This window comes from Sediminibacterium salmoneum NBRC 103935, from assembly GCF_000511175.1.
Lineage (GTDB): Bacteria > Bacteroidota > Bacteroidia > Chitinophagales > Chitinophagaceae > Sediminibacterium > Sediminibacterium salmoneum.
The window spans coordinates 535,298-550,919 of sequence record NZ_KI866530.1 but is presented as its reverse complement, the minus strand read 5'-3'; the positions used below and the strand labels follow the sequence as shown (position 1 = coordinate 550,919).

The following is a 15,622-nucleotide window of genomic DNA, read 5'->3' as shown; positions in this document are numbered from 1 at the left end:
AGAGCATAAAGTTTTATTTGACTTTATGCAGATAAAAAAATTAGATAAGATTAAAATATTCTTAACAACAAAGAATGCAGGGATACAAACAATAGCAAGTGGATTTGAATTTGATGCTTCTTGGCTAAGTCCCAAAATTGGTGGTTGGTTCATTTACATTGGTTCAAACTCCCTAAGTTCTGATATGTATCGTAATGTTGATTTAGATGGATTAGATGAAAATGTGAAGCATTACAAAGATTTTGTTAAAACACAATTAAATGATTTCTTCAAAGAAAAAAATACTGAGTTTGATAACTTCACTGAGAAATTAAAAGAGGATGAATACTATCCTTATCGCGAAAAATCAAGCTCAAAGTCAAAAGTCATTTTGTTTGATAAAATTGCTTATTTAGTTGAAGATAAATACCATCTATTAAATGAGCAGAATAAGCTCCGAGAAATTATATATCCTCTCATTGATAGGACTATCTCGAACGGAGAGTTAGATAAAATTCTCAGAAGTATTTTAAAACTCAACAATAAGATGCTTTCAAAATTTGATGACCTCTTAGATAAAACTGAATTGGAAAACATCATTGAATTTTCTGATAAAGTAGCAAGAAAGTTAGAGGATATTGACTTTTTGGAAAAGCTTGTATATTCAGAAATTTCAAAGAATGTTAAAGAAAGAAAAGAATTACATAAGTTTTTAGAAAAATTACTTTGGGTATTTGGTGAAGAATACAATGATTCAACTCGTTTATTATCAGATAAAAACCTTGAAAAGAATTTATTAGAACTAAGAGAAAAAACTTTAAAATACAAGCCATCCAAAAATGAAGACAATATCAATGAGCTAAAAGAAAACAACATAAAATCAATCACCGATTTATTTCTTTACAGTGAAAAGATATTAGACCAAGATAAACGCGAAGTATTAATAATTGAATTAAAAGCGCCAAAGGTTAAAATTAGCCCAAAGGAACTTGACCAAGTAATGAAGTACGCACAAGAAATTGAAGAAATGGGAGTTTTTCCTGATAGATTAACTTATAAAATTTTATTGGTAAGCTCTGATATAAACAAAAGAGCCAAGTTTGATATCGAAGGACGCCAAAAAGGACAAAATAATCCATATTTTTATTTTAAAAATGAACAAGGAAATATTGAAGTCTGGGTAATTAAATGGTCTTCAATAATCGAAAATGTTAAAAGAAAATTAAAATATATGTCACACATTTTAGAAACAAAAGATGTTGATGTTCAAGACAAAGCTATTAAAGACTTTGAAGATATTGACTTCGGAAAAGCATCTTCTACACTAAAAAAGGTAGCAGTATAATGCTAGACCTTCACATTAATACACATTGGCAAGCCCCGTAAGTCAACACTCAAGCCAAAGCAGCCAAAGAGTATGCCTGTCCCACCCTGAAGAGAAAAAATTAAAAATCTCCTTCCCTCCTAAAAATTTTAAAAAATACAACCCTCTAACCGACACAAAAACACTCGGACAGGTAGTTGAAAAACTTAATATTGACAAAGGGTTCGAGACACAGACGAGCCAAACACCAGGGCATAACAAGCGTTTGGCTCAATGGCGGATGAAATAGTTCATTGAACATCCTACCTCGCATCAACTGTAGAAGTTAAGAGTTGATCTGACAATTAGGGTTAAATTTTAGTAACGACACTTATTAATTAAACCTAAAATGTCAGATCATGAACTCTGAAACTAACATCTGTAAAGTAATACCCGGATTAATTTTTAAATGTGTAAGGTTTTTTTAGGACGAGACATCCCCGACTCGATAAAACAAATAACAGAGGGGTCAACATGCCGGAATAAAAATAAAACACCCTATTCCAGCATTAATTTAGAAAAATAAAAGGTGGGGTGAACATCCCGGAATGGGGGGTGAGCATCAAACGGAATGAAGGGTCAACATGCTCCGGAATCTACACTTACACAAGTAGACACCGCCATTGAACTATTTATTAAACCGCACGCAATTAAAACTCAAATTAAATTTGTAAATTCGGAATATGGAAGCATTAACAATAGAAATACTTAACCCCAAAGCTTTGAAGCTTATAAAAGGGATGCAGGAGTTAAATCTAATTAAAGTAAATGAAGACCCAGCGACAAACCTGAAAGCTTATCTTAAAAAGATGAGAAAAAATGCAAATTCTGCACCAAGTTTAAACGAAATAACTCAAATGGTGGAAGAAGTGAGAGCAAAGCGCTATGGCAAAAAATAGGACTATTAAAATCATTATTGATACCAATCTATGGATCAGCTTTATTATTTCAAACAAAATAACTCTCTTAGACGAATTACTATTTTCAAAAAAATAAAAATTCTTTTTAGTACAGAGCTTCTAGATGAAATTGCAGGAACTATATCTAAACCAAAATTAAAAAAATATTTTACCGGAAATTCTCTTGAAGAGATGTTAACAACACTAGAACCATTTATAGAACTAATTGAAGTCAAACATAATTTAAATCTGTGCAGAGATCCCAAAGACAACTTTTTATTGAATCTAGCAAAATCAGGAAAAGCAGATTATTTGTTGACAGGGGATAATGACCTTTTGGCAATTGAGAGAATAGGAAAATGTCAAATCATTAAAATTAATTCGTTTTTAGAATTACAATAATTGTTTATTGCTTTTATAAAAAAACAGCTTTAATCCCCCCTTAACCCTTTAAAACCCAACCACTACCAGGAAAACATCAAAGAAGCACTGAATACTTTAATAGGAGTTAATGAATCCATTTACAACTCAATCGTCAATATATCCATGCAGGGGGAATTAAAAGAATTCAATGACGCTGTGCCAATTGGAGAATCCCACCAGCTGGATTTCGAAATTTTCAAAAACAGCAGCGATACCAATATGTAGTTTGGGAGGCGTTTGTAATCCCCCCTACCCCTTAAGTACAAACACCTAATCAATTCCACCAAGTAAATCCTAGCTTCAAACCTGAAAAAATAATTTTACGAAAACTTCACTTTTTGTGAACTTTTATTACATTTACACCAGAGTCTATGAGAGTTAGGCTTATAAAAAGAAAAACACTTGAAAATTTCAGCTCCCAATACGCTAGTAGCAGAAATTCATTCAGGCAATGGCTTTATGCTATTAAAATCGCTGATTGGAATGAACCAGGAGACATATGTGAGACATTTACATCAGCTGATTTATTAGGGGGTGGGACTAATAGGGTTGTTTTTGATTTAGGGGGTAATAATTATAGGATTATTTGTAAGTATCAATTTGGAGTAACTAAAATTCATTTATCAATAAAGTGGATTGGAACACATGCTGAATACACAAAACTTTGTAAAAGAGGTAACCAATATACAGTAAACGACTTTTAATTTTTTGACAATGCCAACTCTTCCCTATACGCTGATTAAAACCGATGCACAGTACTATAAGTATTGTAATATTCTTGAAGCATTGGTAGATAGCAACAAAAAAACCAAAGCAATTCAGGATGAAATAGAATTGCTCGAATTACTGATTGAGACTTATGACAATCTACACAACACATTTGACGACCTTGATCCTATTGAGTTGATAAAGTACCTAATGCAGGAGCATAATATGAAAGCTGTTGATCTCGCAACATTGCTAAATGTGAGTGAAGGTCTGGTATCAGATATGCTGAAATATAAAAAAGGACTATCCAAAGAAACTATTCGAATTCTATCCGAAAAATTCAAAATCAGTCAGGAAGCATTGAATAAACCTTATACATTAAAACCAACTCCACTTATCAAAATAAGAACTATAAAAAAACGACCCGCAGCCAGAAAAATAGCAAGAGCGCTTTAATCACCCCCTAAAATCCCCCTTAACCATTCACCCTTTTTTACCTAAAAAAAGGATATCTTGCCACCTTAAAAAAAACTTAACTAACTCTAACCATGCAAGAAAAACTAGTCAAGTCGTTAAAGCACTTTTCCAATTACATCATCCTGGTATTATTACTGCTTTTGGTAATGGCTATGTTCCTGGGAACAGGTCATATTATCATGATTTTCTTCCAGTCAATGGCATCTGCCGATCCTTTTTACCTGTTGATTAAAGTAGACGACTTACACTTGCTCTTTAGCTTATTACTGGTAATGTTAGTGGGTCACGAACTTTTCAAGTCAATCACCCTTCTGCTCAATCACGAGAACATCCCAATCAAATCCATCTTAAAAATAGCCGCCATTGCTATTTCCAATAAAATCATCACCCTCGATCTGGATCACCTGGATGTTAGAATGTTACTAGGGCTTAGTGCTATATTAGTAGCAATCGGAATTACCTTCTTCTTCTTTAGCAAGGAAAGCGAAGATTAATATGCACAAGTACAAAATTTTAATTGCCAGTCTGTTCCTCCTGTTCTTTACTCAGGAAGCTTATGCCATGGAGGACACGCTCATCATGCACAATGGCAGCAAAGTAATTGGAGAAGTAGTGAATGTGAACCACTTTATGGTAACGTTCAAATACAAAAATGAAAAGTCGGAACACGAAATCAGCCATTACGCCATTGAGAAAATTCATTTTGGATCCGGTAGAGTACAAACCTTAACTGACAAAGTAACCATTAACGGAGAAGAAGACTGGGAGAAAGTAATTATACTTGAAGACAAGGAACAAAGTGCCGGCCTGAAAAGAAAAGGCGAAATAAGTGCACGCACTCGTTTCCTCAACCTCCATACTGCTTACTCTGGTAATATTAAAGTTGCTGAAAATTTAAAAAGAGAAGCAGCCAAACAAAAATACCCTTTCATTCTCATCAGCTTTGAACGAGCCACCGTTTACAATGGACTCATCAAAAGCTGGGGTGCCATACAAGAAATAAAGAGAGCATTCTGCTATCAATACTAAATAAACAACAATGAAAAAGTTCATTACACAGTACCTGTTATTAATGGTACTAACCATTTCATTAAATGCACAAACATCCGGCAAATACCAGGATGCAGGCAGCAGTGTGCATTACCAATACATTACCACATACGACGTAGCCAAACTAAATAAAATACTGAACGCGGAGTTAAGTGAGTTTCTGAATGGTTCTTCTATGCCGTTCGAAAATTTCAAAGGAAAATTCACCGCACCCAAATACCCGGTAAAATTATACAGGGTTAAATACAACTCAGTAATACCAGAGAAAGGCAACAAGCCCACCGTGGCTTCCGGCCTGGTAGCCATTCCGGAAAATGGAAAAGACTCCATGCCGATTGTATCCTATCAGCATGGTACTGTATTTGGTAAAACAGAAGTTCCCTCTTTTATTGATGAGTCTATGGAAACCAAGCTCATGGTTGCCGTATTTGCTTCTCAGGGATACATTGTTACCGGAGCTGACTATTTTGGATTAGGTATTTCAACTGAGCCAAATTCTTACCTGGTAAAAGAGAGCAGTGAACAGGCTTGCGTAGATATGTTATTTGCAGCAAAGCAGGTATTAACTGCCAATAAAATAAAACAAGGGCCATTGTTTGTACACGGCTGGTCACAAGGTGGCTGGACCAATATGACCTTCTTAAGAAAACTGGAGGAATTGAATATTCCTGTTACTGCAGCTGGAACAGCCAGTGCACCATTGGATGCAGCCGTTACAGTGAACAGATGGTTGAACAATTACCAGCCTACCGATGCAATATGGTTGCCCGGATGTGCTACCAACTTCATCTTTGCCAAAGACCAATATGAATTTCCAGGCCTGGCAGCAAGAGCCATCAAACCAGAATACTATCAGGTAGCCAAGGATTTTTATGAATATAAAATTGATTGGAAAACCTATTTTTCAAAAACCAAATCAAAAGCCTACGAAATGCTTACGGATGAATTTAAAGCATCCGGCACCATGGCCAATGATGCATTCTGGACCAGACTGGAAGAAATGCAGGCATACAGATGGAGATGCCGCACTCCATTAACCAACTATTACGGAGAAAGCGATGAAGTAATTCCCGTTTACATTGCACGTTTGGCCGAAGGCACGCATCAGGTTTTGGGCGGAGGGAGCAATACCAAAGCTATTTCCGCAGGGCCGAAAGCAGACCACAGAGCTACTTATATTTATTCGCTGATTCACGTGAAGCCCTGGTTTGATGGATTTCTGAAATAAGCTATATGCCCTTACTCTTCACCATCATTACACAGAATCAACAAAACATTGAATCCGCCGAAGCGTTGGCCAATGAAATCATAGAAACATTGGGCAATGGCACCAGCATGCAATTGATAGAGCCCTATCACAAGTTTGCTGACTCCTACGCCATCCATCTTGAAAAAATAGTACCGACAGAAGACCCGACAGTTTTAATCCACCTAACCCTTGCCCTGGCAGATACACTGGTATCACCGTGGCTGGTGAATTACGATAGTGATTCAAAAAAAATTGATCTGATTTACAACAACGCAGAATATACCCAAAAGAGAAAACCTGCTTTCCATGCAATTCTCTGGGCAGAGATTATTTAGAAAACGTATATTTGATAGTATCAAATGATACTATCAAATGCAGCCGCCTTATTCCATTAATGCCAAAATTATTCAGCTCATAGCAGACATCTCTCAACAAATGGGGGAAGTTAATGGCTCTATGCTGGTTAAACAAGCACCTGAATTAAGAAAGAAAAACAGAATCCGAACCATTCAGGCTTCATTAGCCATTGAAGGTAATACGCTTTCCATTGAACAGGTTACCGCTATCATTGAAAACAAGAGAGTACTTGGGCCACTTAAAGACATCAAAGAGGTCAACAATGCAATAGAGGTATACAACAGAATGGAGTCCCTAAAACCCAATTCAGAAAAATCATTTTTATCAGCACATAAAACACTGATGCAGGGATTGGTTCCCCACCCTGGTCAATACAGAAAATCTGGTGTAGGTATTGTAAAGGGAAATCAGGTGGCACATCTTGCGCCACCTGCTAAAAACGTACCCTTCCTGATGAAAAATCTTTTTCTTTATCTAAAGGATAGCGAAGATCATGTTCTCATTAAAAGCTGTGTTTTTCATTATGAGATGGAATTCATTCATCCTTTCACGGATGGAAATGGCAGAATGGGCCGACTCTGGCAAACCCTTTTATTATTAAAAGCCTTTCCAGTATTAGATTTCCTGCCATTTGAAACCATCATCAGTAAAAACCAAAAAGCCTATTACAAAGCTTTGGCAAATAGTGATAAGCAAGGTGAGTCTACCCTGTTCATAGAATTCATGTTAACAAGCATTAACCATGCATTGGATGAATTACTAAAAGAAAGAACCGGGCCTTTGACCAGTGACGATAGAATGCTTATCTTTCTATCAACAGATGTTCAGGAATTTTCAAGAAAAGACTATTTACAATTCTTCAAGTCTATTTCAACGGCAACGGCGAGCAGGGATTTAAATAAAGCAGCAGCAGAAAAGAATATTCTAAAGACTGGTGACAAGAACAAAACGCTTTATAAACGACTTAATCCATGAAAAGAAAACAACCCCTCACCCTCCTCGCATTAGCGATGTCAACAAGTAGTTTTTCTCAAACCCCTGAAATAATCTCCATCCGTAAATACAGGGAAGAGAATACAGCAGCCATCATGAAAGAGTATGTAGACTTTCTCTCCATACCCAATACAGCCAATGATGCCGCTGGACTCAAAAGCAATACGGAGTTCATTATGCGCATGATGGAGCAAAGAGGCATACAAAAAGTGCAACTACTGGAAGCAAATACCCCCAACACGCCACCCGTGGTATATGGCGAAGTGAACACGCCGGGTGCAACGCAGACTTTGATTTTCTATGCACATTACGATGGACAACCCGTGAACCCTGCGCAATGGGCCAAAGGGCTACAACCTTTTCAACCCAGGCTATACACCAACGCACTTGATAAGAACGGAGAGCCCATTCCCTTCCCTACGGATAATAAAAGCTTCCTACCCGATTACCGCATTTATGGGTCATCTGCGATGGCCCCGTGCACCAGAGTGGCAAGAAAAAAATTGTATTTGGGGTAAGAGGAGACACACATGTAGACGAGCAAATGAAAGCAGAGTTGGGATTTAACGCGCCAGAAATGCAGGGCCTGTCTTTGGGAGAATCGATCAACCTGCCATCACTGAACATCAATGGTATTCAGAGCGGTAATGTTGGCAAGCTGGCTTCCAATCAAATTCCCACTTATGCTACAGCCGTTTTAGACTTAAGACTGGTTTTGGGTAACGATTGGAAAAGACAACAGCAAAAAGTAATTGATCATATTAAAGTACAGGGCTATCATGTAACGGATAAAGAGCCTACCGAAGCAGAACGTAAGCAATATGCCAAACTGATTAAAGTGCAGGCAGACAATAATGGCATGAATGCGCAACGGACGCCAATGGACCTACCCATTGCCAATCACGACAACAACCAGCATGCGGAAAATGAAAACATCCGTTTAAAGAATTTCTTTGAGGCTATTGAGACTATGGCGGCACTGATGATGATGCGTTAGATTCTGCCGCTATTTTATCATTTTGTTTGGAATTATGATTAGCTTTTATATCTAAACCAAACAACAATGAAAAAAATCTTTCTTTTTCTGAAGACAAGCCTAATGGCATCAACGTTGTTCTTCAGCTGTAAACCAGCAAACAATGAAGCAGCTAAACCTGCTTTTGACTTGGTTAAAGCCAAAACAGAAATTGAAGCAGCCAATCAGCAAACCATGAACGCATTTGCAAAAGACGATTCAGTGGGGCTTGCCAATATGTACACCGATGATGCCAAACTTATGTTTACTGGCATGCCTGCAGCAGAAGGCAAAGCGGCCATTCAATCGGTATTTGGAGGCATCATCCAATCAGGTGTAACAAAAGTTGAATTAAAAACAGGCGAAGTTTGGGGCACTGAAGATTTATTAGCTGAAGAAGGTGGTGTAACTATTTATGTTAAGGACCAGATTGTTAGTCAGGAGAAATTTATTGTGCTTTGGAAAAAAGTAAATGGCCAATGGAAAAGAAATAATTATCCTAAACTAATTGAAACAATAGAATGTATGATGTAATCCAGTTCTTTTACCTCTTTTAATAAATCGTCTAAGTGCTGAAGTTTTTCTTCGGCACTTATTTTTTCATCCAGTTTTATGATATTATAAAGCCCCATTACATTAACTACATGTCTGCGCAATTCATGGGACTGTTGCCAGGTAATTTGCTTTAAGCGGTTATTCTGTTCAAGAATTTTCAACTCACTGGACTTCCTTTCTGAAATATTAATGCTATTGAATGTAAAGCCCACTAAGGTTCCATCTTCTTCGTAAACAGGCACATAATATACTTCTATCCAGGAGCTCTCTTCACCATAAAAAATCTCTCTTTCAAAATGTAAGCACTCCCCATTTAATGCACGTCGGGTGTCGGCATAAAAATCAACCTTATCCATGGGCAAAACAAATTCATCCATATTGGCACCCACTTCCAACGGTTTGCCAAAAACAAGCTCGGCCATTCTGCTTGCCTGTTTATTAAAGGATAAAATTTTGTACTCAGGACTAATCAACACATAATTATCAGATGTACTGTCCAAAATCGCCCTTAATTTGCTTTCAGAGAGACGTAGCAATTGATTCACCCGTTGCGCCTCAGTAATATCGTGCCCCACACACAAAATTCCTATAGGATTACCAACAGCATCTTTAAGCAAGGAAAATTCCCACTGAGTCCAGTGAAATTCATTATGATTGTTACTGGGCTTTCGAATGTCAATAGGAAAAACCCGATCTGGGAAAGCAAAACATTGGTGAACAACAGCGATGGCATTGTCCACATCGCCATGGTGCATCGCAACCTGGAAAGGCTTACCAATAAAATCAATCCCTAGAAAAGCAAATCTCTTTTTGAATAAATCATTCACATAACTATAATTCCCCTCCATATCAGTTATAACCACTGAATACGTAACAGAATTACGCAAAAAAGCAGGAGGAAGATTAGCTATTTCAGTTTGAGTCATGAATATTGGGGTAATCAAATATAGGAGATTATAATTCAGAAATCCTAATATGTTCAATTAAGTTACCCTTAAAGCTGCCCCCCCTATTTAATCAAATAGGCCTTTTGAATCTTATCCAGTTTAGGAAACTGTTTCATAAACAATTCCGGATATTTCTGGAGGGTATCGTATTTAGACATGGTTGCTCCCCCATAACCTGAATACAATGAATCCACCACCTGCATACCTCTGATAACTTTACCAATGGGCGGGTATCCTTTAACTCCACCAGCTACTAAAGTGTCTAATCGCTTGTTATCGGCAAGATTAATAAAAAGGGTGCTGCCTCTCGTTTCCTTTCCGCTTCTGGCATAGCTCATATACCCTTTTAAATTGCTTTGCTTAACCGGTTCGTCCGGCAATTTTTTCGCTGCCCATTTTTTATACACTGCCGTATCGGTATTCCCCCACTGCACAACAAAATTGGGCACTACCCTATAGAACAAAGTATTGTTGTAAAAGCGATGCTTTACCGTCTGATAAAAACGATCGGCAGCCAAAGGAGACCACTCTCTGTACACTTCCACATCAAAGACACCCTTAGTAGTTTCAAATCTTGCCACATAAGTGGCAGGTGCTTCCTCCTTTAACCACTTCTCTTTAAAAACGGATCTGGCGCAACTGGTAAGCAACAATGAAAAACTGAAAAAATAAATAAGGATGCTGGTTTTCATACAATGCGAAAATGTTCTTACTCAAATATAACAAGCAATCCCCAACAAAAAAGCCCCGGAAAAATCCCGGGGCCCTGTATAATAACACAACTAAAATTTACTTAAGATCAAAACGGTCAAGGTTCATCACTTTATTCCATGCAGCAACAAAGTCTTTTACAAACTTATCCTTGCCATCTGCACAGCTGTATACTTCAGCAATAGCGCGTAGTTCAGAGTTAGAACCAAATACCAGATCAACACGGGTACCTGTCCACTTAACCGCACCTGTCTTGCGGTCGCGAGCTTCAAATGCATCTTTATGATCATTCGCAGGAGCCCAGGTATGACCCAGGTCTAACAGGTTCACAAAGAAATCATTGCTCAATACACCAGGCTTATTGGTGAATACACCATGCTTGGTATTATTGTAATTGGCATTCAACACACGCATACCACCAACCAATGCAGTCATTTCAGGTGCAGTCAGGGTTAGCAATTGTGCTTTGTCAATTAACAATTCTTCAGCAGAAACAGTGTACTTACCTTTTGCATAGTTTCTGAAGCCGTCAGCAATTGGCTCTAGAACAGAGAAGGATTCAACATCAGTTTGTTCCTGAGAAGCATCGGTTCTGCCAGGCGTAAATGGAACAGACACATTGTATCCACCATCTTTCGCTGCTTTTTCAATGGCTGCGCAACCACCCAAGACAATTAAGTCTGCCATAGAAACCTGCTTGTCTCCGGCTTTTGCATTAAAGGATTTTTGAACACCTTCCAATGCATCCAACACTTTGGTTAATTGTGCGGGTTGATTAGACTCCCAGTATTTCTGAGGAGTTAAACGGATGCGGCCACCGTTGGCACCACCACGTTTGTCTGATCCACGGAAAGTAGCCGCAGAAGACCAAGCAGTGTAAACCAATTCAGAAACAGTTAATCCGGTTGCTAAAATATCTGCTTTTAATGCAGTAATATCTGCTGCATCAATTTGCTTGTAAGTAGCTGCAGGAATAGGATCTTGCCAGATCAATTCTTCAGCAGGTACTTCAGATCCTAAATACAAAGCCTTAGGTCCCATATCACGATGCGTTAACTTGAACCATGCTCTAGCAAATGCATCTGCAAACAAGTCAGGGTTCTCATGAAACTTACGGGAAATTTTTTCGTAAGCAGGATCAACTCTTAATGCTAAGTCAGAAGTTAGCATTACAGGCACATGGCGCTTGTTTGGATTGTGTGCATCAGGCACAGAATCCGCACCCATACCATGTTTAGGAATCCACTGATGAGCACCGGCAGGGCTCTTGGTTAATTCCCACTCGTATCCGAATAAGTTCCAGAAATAGTTATTGCTCCACTTGGTTGGAGTGGTAGTCCACGCACCTTCTAATCCACTGGTGATGGTGTATTCACCATTACCGGTTCCGAAAGTATTCTTCCAACCCAAACCTTGTTCTTCCAATCCGGCAGCAGCAGGCTCAGGTCCTACATATTTACCTGGATCTCCGGCTCCATGCGTTTTTCCGAATGTATGTCCACCTGCAATTAATGCAACGGTTTCTTCATCATTCATGGCCATACGGGCAAAGGTTTCACGGATATCACGTGCAGAAGCAAGTGGATCAGGATTGCCGTTAGGACCTTCAGGGTTTACATAAATTAAACCCATCTGAACTGCAGCCAATGGATTCTCTAATTCGCGGTCGCCGGTGTAACGCTTGTCACCCAACCACTCACGCTCAGAACCCCAGTAAATATCTTCTTCAGGTTCCCACACGTCTTCACGACCACCACCGAATCCAAAGGTTTTAAAGCCCATAGATTCCAATGCTACGTTACCTGCTAAAATCATTAAATCTGCCCATGATAATTTGCGGCCATATTTTTGTTTGATAGGCAATAACAACAAACGGGCTTTATCTAAATTGGTATTATCGGGCCAGCTATTCAAAGGCGCAAAACGTTGTGTACCGGAACAAGCTCCTCCTCTGCCATCAGCAGTTCTGTAAGTACCTGCACTATGCCATGCCATACGGATAAAGAATGGGCCGTAATGACCATAGTCGGCAGGCCACCAATCCTGAGAATTGGTCATTAATTCGGTCAAATCTTTTTTTACTGCAGCAAGGTCAAGGCTTTTGAACTCTTCTGCGTAATTGAAAGACTCATCCATTGGATTGGAAAGCTTTGAATTCTGACGAAGAATATTCAGCTTTAATTGATTGGGCCACCAGTCACGGTTTCTGGTGCCACCACCAGCTGATTGTACGGCTTTAGCAGTAGCGCCTGTAAAAGGACACTTGGCTTCAGCACCTGCATTCATTGGGTTATTTTCCATATATTGATTTGATTTTTACGGTTTAAAATCGAGTGCAAAATTACACTGAATCTTGCATTGACAAGGATTATTTTTAATTAAAACTTAAGGTTGATATGTTCCAAAAAGCAATAGGCATTCTGTTTACCCTTTTTACTTTCCATAACCTATTTGCTCAACAAAGAACACCCAAAATTGTTTTCGTAATTGCTGACGGCATCCCTGCAGAATTGATAGAAAAATCGTCAGCACCCAACTTTCACCGGATTGTCTCTAAAGGTTTGTATAAAAGGGCTTTTGTCGGGGGGATTAAAAACGCCTACAACCAGACACCCACTATTTCGGCACCTGGCTACAACAACCTGATAACGGGCACCTGGGCCAATAAGCACAATGTAGTGGACAACAATATCAAAAACCCGAATTACGCTTACTATACCCTGTTTAGGTTTCTGAAAGAACAATACCCTCAGAAAACCACCGCTATTTTCTCTACCTGGCAGGACAACCGAACCAAATTAATTGGAGAAGGACTGTCTGCAACCGGAGGCCTCAAAGTGGACTATTCATTTGATGGATATGAGCTGGATACCCTGCAATTCCCTCACGACAAACAGGCAAATTATACCTATCTGATAGACCAGCATGTAATTAACAAAGCGGACAGTACCATTCGCACTGCAGGTCCTGATCTTTCGTGGATTTATTTACAACACACAGACGATATAGGTCACAGACATGGATTCGGCAATGAAATGGACAAAGCTGTTTTACAACTGGATGAGCAGATGGGAAAAATAGCTGCAGCCATCAACTTCAGAGAAAAAAATTACAAGGAAGACTGGTTATTCATTCTTACTACAGACCATGGCAGAGATTCCGCAACAGGAAAAAACCACGGAGGTCAATCCGATGCAGAAAGAACCACCTGGATAATTGCCAATAAAAACAATACCAATGCCTACTACAAAGAAAACATTCCAGCCATAGTTGACCTGCTGCCCACCATGGCCAGGTTTCAGCAAGTTGAAATTCCTTTAGACAATTTATTTGAGTTGGATGGGGTACCTATTTTGGGGCCGGTATCTGTTTCAAATCCTACATTAAATGCAACTGCAGATAGCGTAACCTTACATTGGAAATCTTATAAACCAAAAGACAAAATAAAAATATGGGTAAGCTATACCAATGATTTTTCCAAAGGTGGCAAAGACGAGTATGAACTATTACAAGAAGTAGGGTCTGCAAAAGAGAACACAACAGTTCCAATCCCCCCGGGAAAAACATTTGCCAAATATGTATTGCAAGGAAAACACAATGCCGTGAATATTCATTGGCACCGCTAGCGAATGCTGTGCAGGTATTCACTTCCTACTTTACCGTAGTTGTCGTTCAGGTGCGCCGTAATCAAAGCATTGATAACACGAGGCTCTTTCTGTCCGCTGAACTTTTTAATTAAATAAATCTGTCTGTTGATCTCTGTTAAAGGAGCAATGACGGGAACAAATTCTGCCAGTACATCATTCTTTAACATACCATATTCATAGTGCTGATAACAGAACTTTACTTTCTGTCCGTTTACAAACTGATTGGCATTGTCGAACACAGATGAATTAAAATAAATACCTCTGTCAGATGCAGGAATTTTACGCACAATCTGCTGCCCCTTGTCTTCCCAGGTTAAATAGAAAAAGTTTTGAGAATCGAGTTTATAAAAAGGAATGATTTTCAACGGAACCCCCATCACCAATAGTACCCGCTGATTGGTTTCAGGTGAATGGAAATAAGTTCTGGGATTATAGCCTTCGTAATTAATGGGACGAGAAACAATTTTATAATCACTCTGAATGGCAGCCACCTGATCTTTAACCGTAAGGTCCTTCCCCGCAGACTTGGGTGTAATTTCCATTCTGCCTTTTTTGGCGTGAATCAGTACCAGTTTAGAATTGGCATCCTGCAAAAGAATTTTATCAGTAGGCTTTAAAGCATCTCCCAGTCTCACTCCCCTGTTGGAAACGGTATTAAGGGCATTCCCCTTCATGTAAATAACATAAAAATTATCTTCCTGCATGAAACTCATGCAAACAATCATGATAACAATACCTAAAACAATTCTTTTCATAAACGAATATTATTCCTTCTTACCCAAATAACAACACAAATTTACTACTAAAATATGGCAAGCCCTATCGCATGACATCTACATCTTATCGCATTGTAGATGTACCTCCCCTATGTGGCTTTCCAAACTGATAACCCGTTGCAGTAGCTTTACCAGCATCATCAATCACTACTTTAAAAATATAATCATAATCTTCATCATTTAATAATGCAACCGGTCTGTTTCCTCCCATCGCATCAATGGTTTCCAGCACAGTATTGGAATGCCCTACCAGTAAAATGGTTTTTCCTTTCCAGGTAGATTTAATTTTCTCTACAACCATTTGTATGCTTCTTGGATTATAAATTTCCAGTGGCGCTTTTATATGAGCAGCTGTCTGCACTGTACGTTTGGTATCGGTACTTAGGATCTGTGCTATATTTTCTTTTTGCAAATAAGTTGCCAGATCAATGGCCCTTTGTTTACCCTCTGCACTTAAATCCGGATTGGCCCTG

General features: G+C 38.7%; 19 protein-coding genes. 14 read left to right on the top strand and 5 right to left on the bottom strand.

Going from position 1 to position 15,622, the window contains the following annotated elements; translation table 11 throughout:
- Positions 1-25: 25 nt before the first annotated feature.
- From P767_RS0102790 to P767_RS15480, 13 genes are all read left to right on the top strand, one after another.
- Positions 26-1,324, top strand: coding sequence for a hypothetical protein (locus tag P767_RS0102790; RefSeq protein ID WP_026763317.1), 1,299 nt, complete (start codon positions 26-28; stop codon positions 1,322-1,324).
- 701 nt (positions 1,325-2,025) lie between these two features.
- Complete coding sequence (locus P767_RS0102785) at positions 2,026-2,241, top strand: hypothetical protein (protein ID WP_026752095.1); 216 nt, start codon at positions 2,026-2,028, stop codon at positions 2,239-2,241.
- 30 nt (positions 2,242-2,271) lie between these two features.
- Positions 2,272-2,643, top strand: coding sequence for a putative toxin-antitoxin system toxin component, PIN family (locus P767_RS15495; RefSeq protein WP_051408569.1), 372 nt, complete (start codon positions 2,272-2,274; stop codon positions 2,641-2,643).
- Between the two features lie 392 nt (positions 2,644-3,035).
- Positions 3,036-3,368 carry a type II toxin-antitoxin system HigB family toxin gene (locus P767_RS0102770; RefSeq protein ID WP_026763316.1) on the top strand — a complete coding sequence of 111 codons (333 nt, stop codon included), beginning with the start codon at positions 3,036-3,038 and terminating at the stop codon, positions 3,366-3,368.
- A gap of 10 nt (positions 3,369-3,378) precedes the next feature.
- A complete protein-coding gene (locus P767_RS15490) occupies positions 3,379-3,828 on the top strand; it encodes a helix-turn-helix domain-containing protein (RefSeq protein ID WP_051417028.1) in 450 nt (149 codons plus the stop codon).
- 92 nt (positions 3,829-3,920) lie between these two features.
- Positions 3,921-4,343, top strand: coding sequence for a phosphate-starvation-inducible PsiE family protein (locus P767_RS0102760; RefSeq protein WP_026752097.1), 423 nt, complete (start codon positions 3,921-3,923; stop codon positions 4,341-4,343).
- Position 4,344: 1 nt separating this feature from the next.
- The gene (locus P767_RS15485; protein WP_051408573.1) at positions 4,345-4,878 is read left to right on the top strand and encodes a hypothetical protein; all 534 of its coding nucleotides are present in this window, start codon (positions 4,345-4,347) and stop codon (positions 4,876-4,878) included.
- Positions 4,879-4,888: 10 nt separating this feature from the next.
- A complete protein-coding gene (locus P767_RS0102750) occupies positions 4,889-6,127 on the top strand; it encodes an alpha/beta hydrolase family protein (protein ID WP_026763315.1) in 1,239 nt (412 codons plus the stop codon).
- 5 nt (positions 6,128-6,132) lie between these two features.
- Positions 6,133-6,483: a hypothetical protein gene (locus P767_RS0102745; protein ID WP_026752099.1), complete on the top strand. Its 351-nt coding sequence runs from the start codon at positions 6,133-6,135 to the stop codon at positions 6,481-6,483.
- 37 nt (positions 6,484-6,520) lie between these two features.
- Entirely contained in the window at positions 6,521-7,480 is a 960-nt protein-coding gene (locus tag P767_RS0102740) for a Fic family protein (protein ID WP_026763314.1), read from the top strand.
- Complete coding sequence (locus tag P767_RS18600) at positions 7,477-8,016, top strand: zinc-binding metallopeptidase family protein (RefSeq protein WP_026763313.1); 540 nt, start codon at positions 7,477-7,479, stop codon at positions 8,014-8,016. The genes P767_RS0102740 and P767_RS18600 overlap by 4 nt, the downstream gene beginning before the upstream one ends.
- Positions 7,977-8,495, top strand: a complete 519-nt coding sequence (locus P767_RS18595; protein ID WP_216593189.1) for a peptidase dimerization domain-containing protein — start codon at positions 7,977-7,979, stop codon at positions 8,493-8,495. The genes P767_RS18600 and P767_RS18595 overlap by 40 nt, the downstream gene beginning before the upstream one ends.
- A 102-nt stretch (positions 8,496-8,597) precedes the next feature.
- Positions 8,598-9,047 (top strand): YybH family protein, encoded by a 450-nt coding sequence (locus P767_RS15480; protein WP_051417026.1) that lies wholly within the window; start codon positions 8,598-8,600, stop codon positions 9,045-9,047.
- On the opposite strand, the gene P767_RS0102720 is transcribed toward P767_RS15480, so the two are convergent.
- From P767_RS0102720 to katG, 3 genes are all read right to left on the bottom strand, one after another.
- Positions 9,008-9,994, bottom strand: a complete 987-nt coding sequence (locus P767_RS0102720) for a PAS domain-containing protein (RefSeq protein ID WP_026763311.1) — start codon at positions 9,992-9,994, stop codon at positions 9,008-9,010. The genes P767_RS15480 and P767_RS0102720 overlap by 40 nt on opposite strands.
- Positions 9,995-10,077: 83 nt before the next feature.
- The gene (locus P767_RS0102715) at positions 10,078-10,707 is read right to left on the bottom strand and encodes a peptidylprolyl isomerase (protein WP_026763310.1); all 630 of its coding nucleotides are present in this window, start codon (positions 10,705-10,707) and stop codon (positions 10,078-10,080) included.
- A 97-nt stretch (positions 10,708-10,804) separates the two neighbouring features.
- Positions 10,805-13,027: a catalase/peroxidase HPI gene (katG, locus tag P767_RS0102710; RefSeq protein WP_026763309.1), complete on the bottom strand. Its 2,223-nt coding sequence runs from the start codon at positions 13,025-13,027 to the stop codon at positions 10,805-10,807.
- A 95-nt stretch (positions 13,028-13,122) separates the two neighbouring features.
- Between katG and P767_RS0102705 the strand changes: the two genes are divergently transcribed.
- Positions 13,123-14,352 carry an alkaline phosphatase family protein gene (locus tag P767_RS0102705; RefSeq protein WP_037351582.1) on the top strand — a complete coding sequence of 410 codons (1,230 nt, stop codon included), beginning with the start codon at positions 13,123-13,125 and terminating at the stop codon, positions 14,350-14,352.
- Here the strand turns inward: P767_RS0102705 and P767_RS0102700 are convergent.
- Both P767_RS0102700 and P767_RS15475 read right to left on the bottom strand, forming a co-directional pair.
- Positions 14,349-15,128, bottom strand: a complete 780-nt coding sequence (locus P767_RS0102700; RefSeq protein ID WP_026763307.1) for a hypothetical protein — start codon at positions 15,126-15,128, stop codon at positions 14,349-14,351. The two genes, P767_RS0102705 and P767_RS0102700, sit on opposite strands and share 4 nt — an antisense overlap.
- An 85-nt stretch (positions 15,129-15,213) precedes the next feature.
- Positions 15,214-15,622: histidine phosphatase family protein (locus P767_RS15475; RefSeq protein WP_051417024.1), on the bottom strand; the 409-nt coding region annotated here is incomplete at its 5' end.

Excerpts from the sequence above, each read along its gene's own strand:
- P767_RS0102790 (WP_026763317.1), top strand. The coding sequence starts at position 26 with ATGCAGATAAAAAAATTAGATAAGATTAAAATATTCTTAACAACAAAG.
- P767_RS0102785 (WP_026752095.1), top strand. The coding sequence starts at position 2,026 with ATGGAAGCATTAACAATAGAAATACTTAACCCCAAAGCTTTGAAGCTT.
- P767_RS15495 (WP_051408569.1), top strand. The coding sequence starts at position 2,272 with ATGGATCAGCTTTATTATTTCAAACAAAATAACTCTCTTAGACGAATT.
- P767_RS0102770 (WP_026763316.1), top strand. The coding sequence starts at position 3,036 with ATGAGAGTTAGGCTTATAAAAAGAAAAACACTTGAAAATTTCAGCTCC.
- P767_RS15490 (WP_051417028.1), top strand. The coding sequence starts at position 3,379 with ATGCCAACTCTTCCCTATACGCTGATTAAAACCGATGCACAGTACTAT.
- P767_RS0102760 (WP_026752097.1), top strand. The coding sequence starts at position 3,921 with ATGCAAGAAAAACTAGTCAAGTCGTTAAAGCACTTTTCCAATTACATC.
- P767_RS15485 (WP_051408573.1), top strand. The coding sequence starts at position 4,345 with ATGCACAAGTACAAAATTTTAATTGCCAGTCTGTTCCTCCTGTTCTTT.
- P767_RS0102750 (WP_026763315.1), top strand. The coding sequence starts at position 4,889 with ATGAAAAAGTTCATTACACAGTACCTGTTATTAATGGTACTAACCATT.
- P767_RS0102745 (WP_026752099.1), top strand. The coding sequence starts at position 6,133 with ATGCCCTTACTCTTCACCATCATTACACAGAATCAACAAAACATTGAA.
- P767_RS0102740 (WP_026763314.1), top strand. The coding sequence starts at position 6,521 with ATGCAGCCGCCTTATTCCATTAATGCCAAAATTATTCAGCTCATAGCA.
- P767_RS18600 (WP_026763313.1), top strand. The coding sequence starts at position 7,477 with ATGAAAAGAAAACAACCCCTCACCCTCCTCGCATTAGCGATGTCAACA.
- P767_RS15480 (WP_051417026.1), top strand. The coding sequence starts at position 8,598 with ATGGCATCAACGTTGTTCTTCAGCTGTAAACCAGCAAACAATGAAGCA.
- P767_RS0102720 (WP_026763311.1), bottom strand. The coding sequence starts at position 9,994 with ATGACTCAAACTGAAATAGCTAATCTTCCTCCTGCTTTTTTGCGTAAT.
- P767_RS0102715 (WP_026763310.1), bottom strand. The coding sequence starts at position 10,707 with ATGAAAACCAGCATCCTTATTTATTTTTTCAGTTTTTCATTGTTGCTT.
- katG (WP_026763309.1), bottom strand. The coding sequence starts at position 13,027 with ATGGAAAATAACCCAATGAATGCAGGTGCTGAAGCCAAGTGTCCTTTT.
- P767_RS0102705 (WP_037351582.1), top strand. The coding sequence starts at position 13,123 with ATGTTCCAAAAAGCAATAGGCATTCTGTTTACCCTTTTTACTTTCCAT.
- P767_RS0102700 (WP_026763307.1), bottom strand. The coding sequence starts at position 15,128 with ATGAAAAGAATTGTTTTAGGTATTGTTATCATGATTGTTTGCATGAGT.